Source organism: Exiguobacterium sp. s46, assembly GCF_018618875.1.
Taxonomy (GTDB): Bacteria; Bacillota; Bacilli; order Exiguobacteriales; family Exiguobacteriaceae; genus Exiguobacterium_A; species Exiguobacterium_A abrahamii.
In genome coordinates this window covers 1,444,551-1,460,532 of record NZ_JACSMY010000001.1, presented here as the reverse complement: position 1 = coordinate 1,460,532, position 15,982 = coordinate 1,444,551, and the positions used below count along the sequence as shown (strand labels likewise).

Annotated in this window: 18 protein-coding genes; 13 read left to right on the top strand and 5 right to left on the bottom strand. The window is 44.3% G+C overall.

The window, feature by feature from the left end:
* Positions 1–116 precede the first annotated feature (116 nt).
* From KNQ08_RS07755 to KNQ08_RS07745, 3 genes are read left to right on the top strand one after another with little or no spacing between them, the layout of a single operon-like run.
* Positions 117–659 carry a phosphatidylglycerophosphatase A family protein gene (locus tag KNQ08_RS07755; RefSeq protein WP_034786059.1) on the top strand — a complete coding sequence of 181 codons (543 nt, stop codon included), beginning with the start codon at positions 117–119 and terminating at the stop codon, positions 657–659.
* Positions 659–1,279: a phosphatase PAP2 family protein gene (locus KNQ08_RS07750; RefSeq protein WP_214805210.1), complete on the top strand. Its 621-nt coding sequence runs from the start codon at positions 659–661 to the stop codon at positions 1,277–1,279. The genes KNQ08_RS07755 and KNQ08_RS07750 overlap by 1 nt, the downstream gene beginning before the upstream one ends.
* A complete protein-coding gene (locus KNQ08_RS07745; RefSeq protein ID WP_214805208.1) occupies positions 1,279–1,776 on the top strand; it encodes a hypothetical protein in 498 nt (165 codons plus the stop codon). Before KNQ08_RS07750 ends, KNQ08_RS07745 begins: the two co-directional genes overlap by 1 nt.
* Before the next feature lie 55 nt (positions 1,777–1,831).
* Here KNQ08_RS07745 and KNQ08_RS07740 read toward each other — a convergent pair whose 3' ends face one another.
* The 4 genes from KNQ08_RS07740 to KNQ08_RS07725 form a co-directional block, all read right to left on the bottom strand.
* Positions 1,832–2,707, bottom strand: a complete 876-nt coding sequence (locus tag KNQ08_RS07740; RefSeq protein ID WP_214805206.1) for a DegV family protein — start codon at positions 2,705–2,707, stop codon at positions 1,832–1,834.
* A 65-nt stretch (positions 2,708–2,772) separates the two neighbouring features.
* On the bottom strand, positions 2,773–4,098 hold the full coding sequence (brnQ, locus tag KNQ08_RS07735; protein ID WP_214805204.1) for a branched-chain amino acid transport system II carrier protein: 1,326 nt from the start codon (positions 4,096–4,098) through the stop codon (positions 2,773–2,775).
* Positions 4,099–4,443: 345 nt separating this feature from the next.
* Positions 4,444–4,737 carry a hypothetical protein gene (locus KNQ08_RS07730; protein ID WP_050677561.1) on the bottom strand — a complete coding sequence of 98 codons (294 nt, stop codon included), beginning with the start codon at positions 4,735–4,737 and terminating at the stop codon, positions 4,444–4,446.
* Between the two features lie 247 nt (positions 4,738–4,984).
* Positions 4,985–5,737, bottom strand: coding sequence for a hypothetical protein (locus KNQ08_RS07725; protein ID WP_251133634.1), 753 nt, complete (start codon positions 5,735–5,737; stop codon positions 4,985–4,987).
* Positions 5,738–5,848: 111 nt separating this feature from the next.
* On the opposite strand from KNQ08_RS07725, the gene KNQ08_RS07720 reads away from it, so the two are divergent.
* From KNQ08_RS07720 to KNQ08_RS07690, 7 genes are all read left to right on the top strand, one after another.
* On the top strand, positions 5,849–6,406 hold the full coding sequence (locus tag KNQ08_RS07720) for a GNAT family N-acetyltransferase (RefSeq protein ID WP_023468869.1): 558 nt from the start codon (positions 5,849–5,851) through the stop codon (positions 6,404–6,406).
* An 8-nt stretch (positions 6,407–6,414) separates the two neighbouring features.
* Positions 6,415–7,128, top strand: a complete 714-nt coding sequence (locus tag KNQ08_RS07715; protein ID WP_214770944.1) for an alpha/beta fold hydrolase — start codon at positions 6,415–6,417, stop codon at positions 7,126–7,128.
* A gap of 86 nt (positions 7,129–7,214) precedes the next feature.
* Entirely contained in the window at positions 7,215–8,306 is a 1,092-nt protein-coding gene (locus tag KNQ08_RS07710) for a conserved virulence factor C family protein (protein WP_214770943.1), read from the top strand.
* Between the two features lie 360 nt (positions 8,307–8,666).
* Positions 8,667–8,879, top strand: a complete 213-nt coding sequence (locus KNQ08_RS07705) for a hypothetical protein (protein WP_023468866.1) — start codon at positions 8,667–8,669, stop codon at positions 8,877–8,879.
* A gap of 81 nt (positions 8,880–8,960) precedes the next feature.
* Positions 8,961–9,407 (top strand): BsuPI-related putative proteinase inhibitor, encoded by a 447-nt coding sequence (locus tag KNQ08_RS07700; protein WP_149427640.1) that lies wholly within the window; start codon positions 8,961–8,963, stop codon positions 9,405–9,407.
* A gap of 33 nt (positions 9,408–9,440) precedes the next feature.
* Positions 9,441–10,259, top strand: a complete 819-nt coding sequence (gene nadE, locus KNQ08_RS07695) for an ammonia-dependent NAD(+) synthetase (protein ID WP_214805202.1) — start codon at positions 9,441–9,443, stop codon at positions 10,257–10,259.
* Positions 10,260–10,374: 115 nt separating this feature from the next.
* Positions 10,375–11,646: an FAD-dependent oxidoreductase gene (locus KNQ08_RS07690; RefSeq protein WP_214805200.1), complete on the top strand. Its 1,272-nt coding sequence runs from the start codon at positions 10,375–10,377 to the stop codon at positions 11,644–11,646.
* A 255-nt stretch (positions 11,647–11,901) separates the two neighbouring features.
* Here the strand turns inward: KNQ08_RS07690 and KNQ08_RS07685 are convergent, their stop codons facing one another.
* Complete coding sequence (locus KNQ08_RS07685) at positions 11,902–12,297, bottom strand: disulfide bond formation protein B (RefSeq protein WP_023468862.1); 396 nt, start codon at positions 12,295–12,297, stop codon at positions 11,902–11,904.
* Positions 12,298–12,362: 65 nt separating this feature from the next.
* Here KNQ08_RS07685 and KNQ08_RS07680 point away from each other — a divergent pair, with 65 nt between their 5' ends.
* The 3 genes from KNQ08_RS07680 to KNQ08_RS07670 all read left to right on the top strand — a co-directional run bounded on the left by KNQ08_RS07680 (position 12,363) and on the right by KNQ08_RS07670 (position 15,981).
* Positions 12,363–13,253, top strand: coding sequence for a transcriptional regulator CcpC (locus KNQ08_RS07680; protein WP_029342184.1), 891 nt, complete (start codon positions 12,363–12,365; stop codon positions 13,251–13,253).
* Positions 13,237–14,349, top strand: coding sequence for an N-acetyldiaminopimelate deacetylase (locus KNQ08_RS07675; RefSeq protein ID WP_023468860.1), 1,113 nt, complete (start codon positions 13,237–13,239; stop codon positions 14,347–14,349). The genes KNQ08_RS07680 and KNQ08_RS07675 overlap by 17 nt, the downstream gene beginning before the upstream one ends.
* 234 nt (positions 14,350–14,583) lie before the next feature.
* Positions 14,584–15,981, top strand: a complete 1,398-nt coding sequence (locus KNQ08_RS07670) for a cytochrome ubiquinol oxidase subunit I (RefSeq protein WP_023468859.1) — start codon at positions 14,584–14,586, stop codon at positions 15,979–15,981.
* The last annotated feature ends 1 nt before the right edge of the window (position 15,982 follow it).

Below are 15,982 nucleotides of genomic sequence, written 5' to 3'. Positions count from 1 at the left end.
TAACGCTTTACAAAATAATCATGACGGATTCTGGCGTCGATGTCAAAGAAGTTTGAGAGGAGGTTCAGAATCCGTGTATACTAATGAAGTACTTTGTTGGAGAGGTGGATATAGTCATGAAGAAAACACATTCAAAAGAGGTCAAACAGGCAGCTATCGATAAGTTACACGAACGAGGGGTGACGATTCATGCGATCGCTGAGATCGTGTACCAAATGCAGGCTCCCTACACGGTGGATCTGACAATTGAAACATGTGTCAGTTCAGTAGAACGTGTTCTTGAAAAACGTGAATTACAACATGCGATTCTCGTCGGAGCAGAACTAGACATCCTGGCGGAAAAAGGGTTATTATCAGAACCTCTGCTGTCCATCATCCAAAGCGATGAAGGGCTATTTGGCGTAGATGAGACGATTGCGATTGGTGCCGTCAACACGTATGGTTCGATTGCGGTTACGACGTTTGGCTATTTGGATAAAGCAAAGGTCGGTATCATCAAAGAACTCGATACGAAACTTGGGGACGGAAAAGTCAATACGTTCATGGATGATATCGTCGCGGCCATCGCAGCAAATGCATCCGGACGACTAGCGCATCGTTTGCGAGATAAGGAAGACTATTCAGCAGAAGAATTAGAAGAACGTAAGGGGACATACTGATGCGGGGTGCAAGAGCGGCGTGGATTGGTGCATCCATTGCTGTCGTCTTATTTGTGATCATCGCTGTCTCCATTCGGACAACAGGCTATTTTTTATTTGATGCTCAATTATCGTCACATATGTCGCAATACGTCCCAGGGGATTACGTTTCTTGGTTCACTCAACTCGGATCAGGTCCAGGGGCGATGACGATGACGGTGTTACTTGGAATACTGAGTTATGTTTTGTGGCGAGATCGCATTGCAAGCATCTGGTATGTGATCATGGCAATATCAGTAGGTGTATTGAATCAAGTCGTTAAGTTCGCCTTTGTCCGAGAGCGCCCCTCCTTAAATGAATTGGTTGGTGGCGTAGGATACAGTTTTCCGAGTGGTCACTCAGCGATGGCTTTTGCCGTCTATACCGGATTTCTCGTCGTTGCGTTTCGTCATTTGAAAACAGGTGGGAAGGTACTTGTATCGATCGTGACGATTGGATTATTCCTCGCCATGGGAGCTTCTCGAATCATTTTAAACGTTCACTATTTCTCAGATGTCATCGGTGGATATTGTTTTGCCGCGATTCTTTTATGTAGCTCCTATGCATTCATCGTCTCCCGTAGAAAAAAAGGAGTGGCTTGATGTTACTGTTAGATGTTGATCATAGTTTATTATTTGATGAAGAGACGATGCGCTCCATCGACAAGCCGACGTTGCTTGTCGAGCGAGTCGCTGGGCGACCTCGTTTCATAACGATGCGAGCGCATCTTAGATTAAAACGGTTAGTATCGATTAACGGTGTTGTTCCGGTGACGAAACGAACGATGGAAGAGTACCAGCAGTTGGAACTCTTTCAAATCGATGCGCCACCGAAGTGGGCGATCATTGACGGTGGAAAGATTTTGCTTAAAGAAGGAAAAGTGGATCGTCGATATGAAAATTGGCTTCGTCAATTCAATAAGGAGACATCACTTGATTCCATCCTTGAGTATCTCATCGAAATGGAACAAGTTTCGATTGATGTATATCCTTCTGAGACGTTATCCAGTGTAATCACGCTTCCGCATGAGCCGATTCAACGGACGACGGACGAAGCCGTATTATTAGAAGAACTATTTCGTAAGTATGAAACGACATGAAAAAACCGGACGGTCTCAAGCAGACCGTCCGGTTTTCATCGTTTCGTGCAAGATGTCAAGTTGTTGGTAAAGGAATCTCATCGAACCAGTACACACCGACCGTCTCAGCGCCAGCATGTGCCAAGATGGAAGGACCAAATTGGGTAATGCGTACTTGAAGCTCCGGATGTTCTGTAGAAATCAAGCGCCGTAATTCTTCAGCAGCGGCATGAGCGAGCGTATGACTGACATAAAGAGTCCGATCATATACACCATGAGCACTGACTTTTGATGAAATTTCACTGACCATTTCTTTAAAAGCTTTTTTGATGGAACGGACTTTTTTAAATGGGACAAGTCGTCCTTCCTCATTAAATTGAGCGATTGGTTTAATATTGAGCATGTTTGCTAGTAAAAATTGACTTCCTGAGACACGTCCGCTCCGTCGCATCGTCTCCATATTTCCGATGATCAGATAAAAATGCGATTTGTGTTTGAATGTCTCAAGCGTAGACATGACTTCATCTGGACCTTTACCAGCAGCAACGAGTCGTTGTGCGATCCGGACAAGTTCTTGCTGATTCGCAGCACCTGTATACGAATCAATCGCGTATAAGGGGAAACCGACGGCTTCAGCTGCAGCGACAGAACTCGAATATGTGCCGCTCAGTCCACTCGTGATATGAATCGCATACCCATAATCATACCCATCTTCAAGCAATTGTTCATACAAGGTTACGAAATCACCGAATGATGGTTGAGAAGTCGTCGGTGAAGCGTGAGCATCTTCTCGCATTTTTTGATCAAGCTGTTCAATCGAGATATCGACATACTCCCGGTAAGACTCTCCGTTTAAGATGAGTAAAGTCGGTATCACATGGACTCCGATTTTTTCAGCCTCTCCTGGCTCAAAAAAAGCCATGCTGTCGGTAATCCAAGCAATCTTATCCATGTATATGACGCCTCCATTAATAGAACCATTTTGTTCATCATACCATAGCGATGAAAGCGGAATCACTAGCTAGCGCGTTTTTGTGTGATAGAAGCACTGGAAACGTGTCCAAACCATGAACTGATACCGAAGGCGATGAGTGTTGGGAATAACCATTCTAAACTTTGATCCACTAAAGGCAAGGATTGATAGAACGTTTTAAGATTTCCCGGGAAAAGCGAAAGTTGATTCAACGCACTACAGAATGAGAAGAAAATCGTTACACCAAGAGTTGATTGATAAACAACCGACTTACGACGGAACAGATGACGCATGAATGTCAAAGCGATCAAGACGATGACGATTGGATAAAGGAACATCAATACCGGAACGGCGATGGATAGCAATGTCTGCAATCCGACGATCGATACCGTAAGACCAAGAGCAGTCGTGAAGATACTTGCCACTTTTAAAGATACACGGTTGGAAATCGTCATCATATATTCTGCAAATGCGGTGACGAGACCAACTGATGTCGTCAAACATGCAAGCAAGATCGCAAGACCAAGTACAGCTAAACCGATTGAGCCGAAGGCAGTATTTGCATAATGCTGAAGAAGTGCTGGACCATCAACTTTTCCGATGGCGGCAAATGTGTTACGTCCGATCATTCCAAGTCCGACATAGACGAGAGTCAAAGCAGTGGCAGCGATAATTCCGGCACGAGTGACGACTTTAAATTGTGCTTTTCGTTCATGAACGCCTCGGCTTTTCAATGTATGCAGTACGACGACACCAAATACCAAGGCGCCGAGTGCATCAAGCGTTAAGTATCCTTGAAGGAAACCTTGAATGAATGCCTGTCCAGTCGTCTCATACGCTTCGTTTGGTGAAGCGACACCCGAAAGTGGCGAAATGATGCTACTGATGCTTAATGCAGCAAGAGCAATCAGTAATAATGGTGTGATGAAACGCCCGATGATCTCAAGTAATTTTCCTGGTCGTAGTACAAGATAAAGTGTGGCAAGGAAAAAGAGACTCGATGAGATGATCAACGTCATTTGTGAGGGAGCACCAAGAAATGGTACGACTCCGAGCTCATACGTGACAACCGATGTTCGCGGAATTCCGAAAAAGGGACCGATCGCAACATAGAGTGCGAACGTCAAGGCAGCACCTACAAAACGAGGGAGTGGTGAAGCAAGTGTTTTGATGCCACCCCCGATAGAGGCAACTGCAAGTAAGCCGAGCAAAGGAAGACCGACACCCGTTACGATAAAACCAAGGATGGCAGGAAGGAACTGTGAACCCGCAAGCGCACCGAGTTCCGGTGGGAAGATTAGGTTACCCGCACCGAAAAATAAAGCAAAAATCATAAATCCTAAAGCAAATGTATCTTTTGTCTTAAACATGTGTTGTCCTCCATTCATCCTAATTTCATAAAAAAAGCCTCATCCACTAAGTTTGTGGATAGGCGTCGTTTGCTCAGACGCCTTGTCGAAATGACGAAAAGGGCCTGGATCTTCATTTTCTCAAACGAGAAATGAATCTTCAGTCCCTACTCTTAATCACAATCAGTCGTTTTTGGATGAGCGTTGCGTGTGTCATGTTTAAAACCTCCTGTTTGAATTTTTCTAAGGATAACATGAAGAAATTAATAAAACAATATTTTCTGAAAATTCACCACCGAATTTTTGAAAACAAATAACGCCTTGAGGAGAGATGAGGTCTCTACCCAAGACGTTATACGTTATACATCAGCTCGTTGCAATCGAGCGCGTTTTTTTGTGACGTTTCAATTTATGGAGGAGCCAAGCGTGAACGACCTCACAGGATTGACGTGGTAACGTCAGTTCAACAAGCGATTCCTGCTGTTGCCCTTTAATGATGAAAAGTCCATTTTCTTCATCGACAGGGGCGATGGTCATTGAACTCGCCTCATTCAGCGACAATTTCACTTCACCGAGTGTCGCATCCTTTAATTTCAGGATGTTCCCATTTGTCGCAAATTTCGTGAATGAGCCAATTCCGTTCACTTTTAACTGATCCATATTGAATTCCTCCTTCTGCTGATTCCAGTACTATCCCTATAAAAAACCGGGGCTAACTTCTATCTTGAAAAGGTTATCCTCATTATAGCGAAGTCTTCACAAGATGCTAGTCTTATTTTATGTGAAAATTCGAAAAATTTTTTAACAATATTGTCATATGGATAGGAATACCTTTTGAGAGGGAATCGTCATGTAAAATTCAAATAGAACAAAAGCATCCTTTTCTAAAAGAAAAAGATGCTAAAGGTCAATCTAACTCAAAACTCCATTTCTTTTTGCGACAAACAAGCGTTCCTCGTCGAAGGATCGATTCTTTCTCCGCTTCAAAATCTTCATGTAATACGCTCATATCTTCGTAGCGTCCTGCTACATATACGGGAATCGTGATATTTCTTGAGAAAACAGACCGTTTTGCACTTTCGAAATTAATCAATACTCCTTCTTTGAGGAGATGACGGATATGAATCATGATTTCAGCTGTTAAGGCGATCGAGGCGACGGATCGTGCGTGCTGACGAAATTTCCGTTGTACGAGATCGGAGATAAGTTGTTCTACTCGTGACCAATCCTTCAAGTAAACAGAAGCATGAAGCCCATCGTGTTCGCTAAAATAGACCAGTTCATTCTCGATCGAGTCAAGGAAAGGAAGAGGTGTCCCTCGTTTCATATGCATTAAAAATAATAATTCTGCGATTTCGACATCCGTCAATACATCGAGCGAATGGGAAGATCGAATATCAATAGCAGTCAAAGGATGACGCTGGACATCCGTTGATTGTGAAAACTGTTGGATCTCATGCGATTCGATGTAATGAAGCATCGTTCGAAACGATTGTTTCGTCTGTTTGAAATCACTTCCTGAAATGAGTAAAGGACGTTTCAAATCGACGGCTGCAGCGAAATCAGAGAAATGTACTCCTGACATCGTTAATCGTTGATTTTCCTCGTCCTCATATAAGTAAAGTAACGCACTCGACATACCACTTCGCTTCCTTTCCATGACTAACTACTTCATAATTTAATAGTAGCAAAACTTCGAATTGCCTGAAAGGATATTTACTTCTGAAAACGGGCATACTACATAGAGAAGCATAAAGAGAGGTGATGGAGCATGTGGGGCTTGCGAAAGCCTTTCCCGGAATTGCGGACCGAGCGCTTCATATTACGTGAGCTCGAAAACCGTGACGCACGCGAATTGTTTAAAATCCTATCGGACGATAAAGTCATGTACTATTACGGATCAGATCCGCTCGTGACGGTCTATGAAGCTAAAAATGTCATCAGTTACTTTAAAGAACAGTTCACGCAAGGTAAAGCGATTCGCTGGGCAATTGCTGATGCACAAACGAATCAATTGATCGGTACTATCGGTTTTCATAACTGGCTGTCCCAATACCATCGGGCTGAAATTGGTTTTGAAGTTAGTCAAGACTATTGGCAACGTGGTGTCGCTTCAGAAGCGGCAAGAGCTGTTCTGACATATGGTTTTGAAGAATTTGCTCTCCATCGAATCAGCGCCCTCGTCGCACCTGAAAACCTCGCTTCTAACGCATTGGTTCAAAAATTAGGATTCAAAGCAGAAGGATTACTAGAAGATTATGCATACAGTCATGGGCGTTTCATGGATTTAACGATGTACCGTATGCTCGCATCTGAATGGAAGGGATGAGGTAGTCAATGGAAAAACAGACACTTGTACTCCTGCATGGATTTACAGGAGGAACAGATTATTTTAATCGGGTAGAAGCAAATTTACGACATTCCTTTGATGTCTTACTACTAAGTTTACCAGGACATGAGGGACTCGACGTTGGTCCGGATACGATTGAAGGCTTTGCAGAATGGGTCATGCATGAACTTGATCGACGTGGTATCGACAAGCCGATCATCATCGGACATTCCTTTGGTGGATACATCACAGCTGCAATCGTTGAAGGGTATGCGGATCAAATCAGTGGATACGGTCTTGTGTATTCGACAGCTAAAGCAGATGATGAACAAGCGAAACAAAAACGAAATCAAAACATCACACGCGTTGAAGAAGTCGGTGTCAGAGAATTCGTCAATGGTCTTGTTCCATCCTTATTCGCTGAAGGGGCAGATGAGTTCGCTGTCGCTGAAGCACTTGAGATTGGATACATGATGACGGTCGAAGGAGCCATTCGTGCGCTCTCTGCGATGCGAGATCGGCGAGATATGACGAAGGTCTTGACGAGGTCAAACGTGAAGGGTGTCATCATTCACGGCACGAAAGATCAACTGATTTCAGAGGAAAGTGCATTTGCACCAAAGAATGATCATCTCATACATCGGTCAACAGACAGTGGACACATGGGGATGCTTGAGACACCGGATGCTTTCGTTGCAATCATCGAAGAGGCATTCAAGTAAGTTTTTGCCCTACAGTCACGTCTGTAGGGCATTTGCTTTGCATTTCAGATAAGATATCTGAAATGATAGAAGTGGAGGGGATACACATGAAAATCGTAGCGATTGAACCAACACCAAGTCCAAATAACATGAAAGTCATCGTTGATGAGGTCTTTTCGGAAAAAGGGCAGACATTCGAGCATGCCTTTGGCGCACCGGAACACATTCAGCGATTACTTGAAATACCTGGCGTTAAGTTCGTTTATCAGGTCAGTGACTTTTTATCGATCGAGCGTTATCCGAAGTATGATTGGCGCTCGCTTGTCATCGATATACGACGTGCGTTCGGTGAAACGTTGAATGACGTTGAACAGCACGAGACAGATGCTGAGTATGAGCCTGTCCATCTATTCGTGCAGTTCATTTTAGGCGTACCGATGCAAATCAAAGGTGTAAAAGGATTAGAAGAAAAACGAGAAGGGCTGTCGGAACGTTTCCGAGAAGCAGCGCTATTCGTTCAACCATTCGTTCAGAATGTCATTAGCGATCGACGTTGGGTGGAACAAGCACCTCGATACGGTGACCTTGACGAAAGTTTGCGTGAAGTAGCGAGTGAGATTGAGATTGCCTATCCAGTCGAACGTATCGAACGTCTCAAGTCGCTCGCAGCAGGAGAGGATATTACGTTTAGCGGTCAAGCGATTCAATCATCCGATTGGAAAGAACGATTCGCGGCGCTCGATGAACTACCTGTTGAGATGGAGTGGGTTCCAGCTTATGCTCGCCTGTTACAGGATGAGAAGATGCAAATTCGGCGTCAAGCGATTGTAAAGCTTGGGATGTTCGAAGATCACCGAGAAGAACTGTTAGAGTATTTGACGAGTGCACTGCATGATCCGTCAGGGATCGTTCGCCGGACAGCAGGCGATACGATTTCAGATTGGGCGATGCCAGAAGCTGAACCAATGATGATGGAAGCGTTAGCGGATAAAAATAAATTAGTACGCTGGCGAGCTGCTCGCTTCCTGTTTGATGTCGGAACGGAACAATCAATTCCAAGACTGCGTGAAGCCATCCGAGACCGGGAATATGAAGTGGCTCTACAAGCCGAACTCGCATTAACGCGGATCGAAAGTGGGGAAGAAGCACTAGGAACGGTTTGGCAGCAAATGAATCGAATGATAGATGAAAGTTCATAAGAACTTAAAAAATAATTGCTTGAGAGAATCATTCGACAAAATGAGTCACTGATTGTATAGGTATATTTTCCCTGTTGTCTAAAAACGCTGGTAAAATAATCAAAATTATGTTGTCATCTTTTTGAAATCGAAATGAAATGTGTTGGAAATGCTTATTAAAACGCTTGCATCTAACAACTAAATCAAGCATTCCAAAATATCCCTGATGAAATTGAAATATTGTTTTGAAATGAAATGTCGAATGACAATTTTCTTCTTTTTCCTGCCCTTTGGTACAGTTAATCTACAATAACGAATTCGAATCATGTAGGTCATCTCTTGGCTGGGCATTATGAATGAGAAAAGGGGAGAATCGGGGATATGTTACTTTTCGCTGAAACTGATTTAGCAGTAGGATACAAGGAACGGACAAAAACAGGGGTATATGTAACGATCGAAACAATCGACAGTCGTACGATTACATTAGTCGCACCAGCAAACGCGGCAGAGGATATTTGTGACGAACTTTTTGCGACAGGATTAGAGCAATTGTTTTCATTCAAGATGAATCCATCGACTTTACCTGTAGCATAAGTGAATAAACGTGCGAGAGAGGAGAATCCTCTCTCGCTTTTTTTTTATGATAAAATTGATAAAGATAAAAGGAGGGATGAGATGAAACGTCTCGTTTTCATTCTGCTACTGCTTACTGTTTGTTTAGCAGGTTGCCAAGAAAAGAAACAACAGGCAACAACAACCACGAACGAACCGATTCAGATTGCAGTCAAAACGACAAAGCAGGACGACATGATGCAATTAAACATTTCTTTAACGAATCCAAATGATCACAGTGTGAACGTGACGTATCCTTCCTCACAACGTTTTCAGGCTCAATTGATTGATGCGAAACAACACGTAACGTATGATTTTGAGAAAGAGCAAGTATTCACGCAAGCGATTGAAAAGGATACGTTCACGAAACGTGAAACGAAACAGTATACAGTTGAATTACCGATCTCCTCTTTAGGTGATAGCACGGAAGTTCGCGTATCGACAATCCGTCAGTTTAAAGGAGCAAGTGCGAAACAAACGACGGACCAACAAATGATTGATTCGAAATGACGATCAACATAATGTGAAGGAGTGAAGCGATTCATGCAACAAGAAATCATCCAAGTAACAGGAGTAAAGCCTGTCATTGACCCAGCACAAGAAGTAAACGAGCGGGTATCCTTCTTGAAGGCGTATCTCAAGCATACAAGTGCAAAAGGATTCGTACTGGGCATCTCAGGGGGACAAGATTCTTCGCTCGCCGGTCGTCTGTGCCAACTGGCAGTTGAAGAGTTACGAAAAGAAGAGGGAAAAGATGTCGCATTTTATGCGGTCCGCTTGCCTTACGGGGAACAACAAGATGAGGCAGACGCACAGACAGCCTTGACGTTCATTCAACCGGATCATTCGCTTCGTGTGAACATTAAACCAGCAGTCGAAGCATCGATGCAGGCGTTCAAAGAAGCGACAGGTGCAGAACTTTCCGACTTTAGTAAAGGAAATACGAAAGCGCGGGAGCGAATGAAAAGCCAATATGATTTAGCCGCTCATTATGGCTGTTTAGTCGTTGGAACGGATCATGCAGCTGAATTCGTGACGGGATTCTACACGAAACATGGTGATGGTGCATGTGATTTGACGCCATTGACAGGACTGAATAAACGGCAAGGGAAACAACTCTTACGTTACTTGAACGCACCAGAAGTCTTGATTGAAAAAGTTCCGACAGCAGATCTTGAAGAAAATCGTCCGGCACTACCAGACGAAGTGGCACTTGGTATGACATATGAAGAAATCGATGATTATTTGGAAGGAAAGACGATTTCAGAAGCAAGTCAAGAAAAGTTAGAGACGCAGTATAAACGTGTTGTGCATAAGCATCATATGCCGGTCTCACCACTCGATGAATGGTGGAAAGCCTAATCCAAAATAAGGAGACGTGATTTCAATCGTGAAATCACGTCTTTTTTCATGTTCTTCGATTCTTCTTCAATTGTTATGGGAAAAGAAGAGAAACGATGATTGAGGAGGCGAGAGTATGACGATTGGGATCATAGGTGGAGGGTTATCCGGCTTGACGGCAGCTGCATTATTCGCAAAACAAGGAACGCCGGTCACGCTTTGGGATGCGGGATTACTTGGAGGACGTGCCACCTCTCAAACCGTAAAAGGATTTACGTTTAATTACGGTGCTCATGCGATTTATGGACGCGATCAATCGATTCTTCGCAAACTAACGAAACAGCTCGGTATCGAAGTGACGTGGCTGGATTTCTCAGCGAGTCGTGCGAAATATGAGTTTTCAGGTCATTTGACGGCAGTTCCTGCGAATGCCTGGGGATTATTGAAAACAGAAGTCATCGAAGGAACGAACAAAGTACGTTTCACATGGGAAATCATTAAAACGATTTTACGAGTCGAACGAGGGGATCCGCAACAATCGATCGGGCAGTGGTTAAAATCAGAACGAGTCGATGAACAAGTGGCACAGTTGATGCTTGATTTGGCATCAACGAACTTTTTTACGGCAGAACCCGAAAAAATTCCGTCAGACGTCTATTTCGAGTATTATCAAAAACTTTTTCGGACGCGCAAGCCTGTCTCATACATCGAAGGTGGATGGCAAGGGTTAGTACAGGAGTTGGAACGGATCATCCTAGAGAACCACGGAGAGATCCTGAAAAAAATAAAAATAACAGCAGTCGAATCGACTACGACAGGATTCTTAGTACGTGATCGAAAGAAACAAGAATGGAACGTCGAACGGATCATCTTTGCCGTCCCACCGCGTGAAATCTTAAAAATGGCGACTCCCACTGACATTCAGCGATTTGTTACACCGTACGCGAGCCATGAACCGGTAGAAGTATTCGTGTATGATCTTGGACTTCATCCGTATATCGAAACACCGTATTCATACATCTACGACCGTTCGCATCGAGCGTTCATCACGGATTTATCGCATTATGATGCAAGTCTTGCACCGAAGGATGGTCAAGTTCTTCAAGCAATCGCCTACCTTGAACACGATCGACTTGAGGATCCTGATTATATTGGACATGTCCGAACAGGAATCGAACAGATGCTTGACGCTCATTTTGCAGATTGGCGACAACGTATCGTCGCAGAACGAACGATCAAACGAGCAGTCGTACAAGAAATCAAATGGAAAATGGGGCAAACGCCGCTTGCGACTCACATTCCGGATCATGCAGGTGTCGCTTTCGTCGGGGACTGGTGTGAAGGTACGGGACAACTCTCGGAGCTTGCGTTCTCAAGTGCCGTGAGCGTCTTCAATCGCTGGACGTGATGTCAAACGGGGGCTGACTCAAAAAAAGAATGACGCGTCACACGCCACTCCTACAGGAACAAGCGCATTTATGCGCTGTCAGAGACGAACAAGACCCGCTTTCCTGCTTCAACGAAGCAGGAAAACTGGCTTGTGTCTCGCCTGAGGAAAGGGCGTGAAAAGACGCGTCATTCTTTTTGTTACGAGATAAGGATGGCAGATCATCATTCTGCCACACTTATCTTTGTAGAGACTGACTTTTGAGTCAGCCCCATCTTATGCTTCATTGTTCGAACGTGCTGGATAGAACGCTAGAATCAAAAGTAATGTGAAGGCAATGAGACTCATCATCGGGATCGTCAAGAAACCAAAATAGTTGACCCACTTGATGAGACAGCCGCTTGTACATAACGCTTCGCCATCAGGTAAACGCTCAAGGATGACGTGGTACAAGGCGACACCAAAGCCGGCAAGCACATACAGGCGAACGAAGAGCGGATCGATCGTTTTCGACCGGAATAGCGAGATGAGCAAATAAAAGGCAGTCGTATACATGAATAGTCGTTGCCACCAACAGAGAGGGCAGGGGATGAATCCGCGAATTTCACTGAAATAGAGACTGCCAAGCGTTGCAATCGTTGAGATGATGAACATAAAATGATAGCGTGTCATATGTATCGTCCTTTCTAACGTGTTAAACTAATGCCATCTTATATCATGAGGAGTCGAATCTCACATTGCAAGTGTCGGAAATGGAAATGTTGATCACCTTATCGGAAGAATTGAATATGAGGCGCGCTGCTGAACGATTATTCGTCTCGCAACCTGCGCTTAGTCAACGTCTCGTTGCGATTGAAAGACGCTGGGGAACAAAATTATTCATTCGTTCATCGCGTGGGTTAAGCATCACACCACAAGGAGAAAAAGTAATCGGTCTCGCAAAAGAGATGAATCGGAAGGAACTTGAGTTAAAAAGTGAATTGACAGCAGAAGAGGGTGCCGTTTATGGGACGCTTCGGATTGCCGTCGCTTCCATCATGGGGCAATATTGGCTCCCGCGTGTCTTAAAACGATTCGTTGAGCGTTATCCGCATGTCCGTGTTCAGCTTGTCACGGGATGGTCCAGTGAGATGATGCGTCATATGTTAGAGGAACATTTTCATATCGGGATCATTCGTGGAAACCCGGACTGGAAAGGTGTTAAAGAACGTCTTTTCTCGGATCCGCTCTATTTAGTCGATAGTGAGTTGACGTCAATCGAACAGTTACGCGTGACGGATCGACCATTCATCCAGTTCAAGAGTGATTCAACGTACTATCAAGAAATTTTAGAATGGTGGCAAGATCGGTTCGCAAGTCCACCATCTCGGACGCTGGTCGTCGATCAAATCGAGACATGTAAGCAGATGGCTCTACATGGAATTGGATTTGCGATTTTACCCGAGTCGACGATTCAGCAATCAAATGAAGTCATGCAGCTTCCGTTAAAAACATCGTCTGGAAAAATATTAAAGCGAGATACATGGATTTTGTCTACGGAATCGATGCTTGAACTAAAACAAGTTCAAGCATTTTGGGATATCGTAAAAGAAGAAGGAGGAAGTCAGTCAGATGGAATACGCCATTGAAATGCGGCGCGCGCTTCATAAAATACCAGAACCAGGGTTCAAGGAGTTTAAGACGCAAGCTTTTATATTGGAACAAATTCGTGCCTATCCACCAGATCGTGTCACGTATGACACGTTTGAAACGGGAGTTTTCGTTCGAGTGAAAGGATTGACTGGAAATCGGACAATTGGGTACCGTGCAGATATTGATGGGTTACCGATTGAAGAAGCGACAGGTCTTCCGTTTTGCTCGGAACATCCAGGCTTCATGCATGCCTGTGGTCACGATATGCACACGTCGATTGCGTTGGGATTGATGAAACGAATCATTGAATTGCCGGTCATGGATGATGTCGTCTTTTTATTCCAACCAGCGGAAGAAGGTCCGGGCGGGGCAGAACCGATGATCAAAAGTCCGTTGTTTGAAAAATATCGTCCAAGTGAGATGTATGGTCTTCACGTCGCACCGGAGTATCCAGTCGGTACGATTGCAAGCCGTCCCGGCGTCTTGTTCGCGAGTGCTCGAGAAGTCCATATCACGATCTATGGTCAAAGTGGTCACGCGGCCTTTCCTCATTTGACGATTGATACGGTCGTCGCGCAAGCAGCCTTAATCATGCAACTGCAAACAATCGTCAGCCGATCCATCAATCCGATGAACTGTAGCGTCATCACGATCGGAAAGGTCGATGCCGGGATTCGGGAAAACGTCATCGCCGGTAGAGCAGTTCTTGACGGTACGATGCGCGCGCTCAATGGGGAAGACATGGAAAAACTGGAACGACGCGTTCGTGACATCATTCGAGGAATCGAAGCTTCCTTTGGCGTCAAGATTGATCTGCAATTCGGAAATCGTTATTACGAGGTCGTCAATGACCGACACATCGTTGATAAATTTTCATCATTCGTCAAGATGAATGCGAACTACATTGAATGTGATGCAGCAATGACAGGAGAAGACTTCGGATTCATGTTGAAGGAAATTCCAGGGATGATGTTTTGGCTTGGAGTCGACAATCCGACATCTGGACTTCATCAACCAACCTTGAATCCGGATGAATCCGCGATTCCATTTGTGATTGATTTACTCGATCATTATTTCCGAGAATATGTTTAAAAAGTTTTATGAAATAATGAAGGACATTAAGCTTTCCCTTTCGAAATCAAGAATGGGAAAGCTTTTTATATATGTAAGAATAGGAGTTTTCGAACATTTTGTGAAAAAAATCACGTGCACATGTGAACAATTTGTTACATCAAACATTATAAACAGACATAAAGGGTTATGTTCTCTATGATACGGTTATAGACCATATAGAGAAGTATGTTTTAGGAAGAGGGGGCTATATACATGTTCAATGATCCCGTATTGCTCAGTCGATTGTTGACAGGGCTCACATTAGCGTTTCACATTATATTCGCGACGATTGGTGTCGGGGTACCGCTCATGGTACTCGCAGCTGAATTCATCGGTCTGAAACGCAAAGATCCGGATTATATTTTATTAGCAAGACGGTGGACGCGTGGATACGTCGTTACCGTCGCAGTCGGTGTCGTGACAGGGACGGCCATCGGATTGCAATTATCACTACTTTGGCCGTCACTCATGCAAGTGGCTGGTCAAACGATCGCATTACCACTGTTCATGGAAACATTCGCATTCTTCTTTGAAGCGATTTTCCTCGGTATTTACCTGTATACATGGGATCGATTCAAAAACCCATGGTTACACTGGTTGATCGGGATTCCAGTCGTCATCGGTGCGACAGCATCAGCATTCTTCATTACGACGGTCAACTCCTTCATGAACTCACCAGAAGGATTTAAGATCGTCAACGGAACGCTAACGCAAATTGAACCATTAAAAGCAATGTTCAATACAGCAACACCTACAAAAGCAACACACGTCATCGTATCGGCTTATTTGACAGTCGCCTTCATCTTGGCGGCAATCGCGGCGTTCCACTTACTCCGCAAAAAAACACTCTCAGCAGCGGAAACAGCGTATCACAAAAAAGCACTTCGCTTAACGGTTATGGCTGGATTGATTTTTGCCTTCTCGACTGCACTTGTCGGGGACTTCTCAGGGAAATACTTGGCGAAATATCAGCCAGAGAAACTCGCGGCTGCTGAATGGCATTTTGAAACGACAAGTGAAGCAGAATTGATCTTTGGTGGGATACTTGATCAGCAAGAAGACGGCAGTTATGAAATCAAGGGAGCCGTCAAAATCCCATATGCACTCTCGATCCTTGCGGGTGGAGCTCCAGATACAGAAGTCATTGGTCTAAATGAGTTCGCAAAAGAAGATCAAGCACCGCTGATCGTTCACTATTTCTTCGATATCATGGTTTCGATTGGTATGTATTTGGCTGCCATCTCTGCCTTGTTCATCTTGGCATTCCGTTTGAAAAAATTAAATCCTTATAACAAATGGATTTTAAGAGGTGTCTTCATCGGTGGACCTCTGGCGATGATTTCCATTGAAGCAGGTTGGATGTATGCTGAAATTGGTCGCCAACCTTGGACACTTTACGGCATCATGCGGACAGCAGATGCGGCGACGACATCAACTGCCGTCGGTCCGATGTTGATTCTATTCAGTGCCTTGTACTTGATGCTCGGTACGATTTGTACAGTCGTATTATTACGGATGTTCAAGAAAAACCCGGTTGGAAAAGAACTTCAAGAACTTGCTGAAAACCACCACGCACGTGGGGAAGCTATGTTCGTGGATGATAACAAGTAAG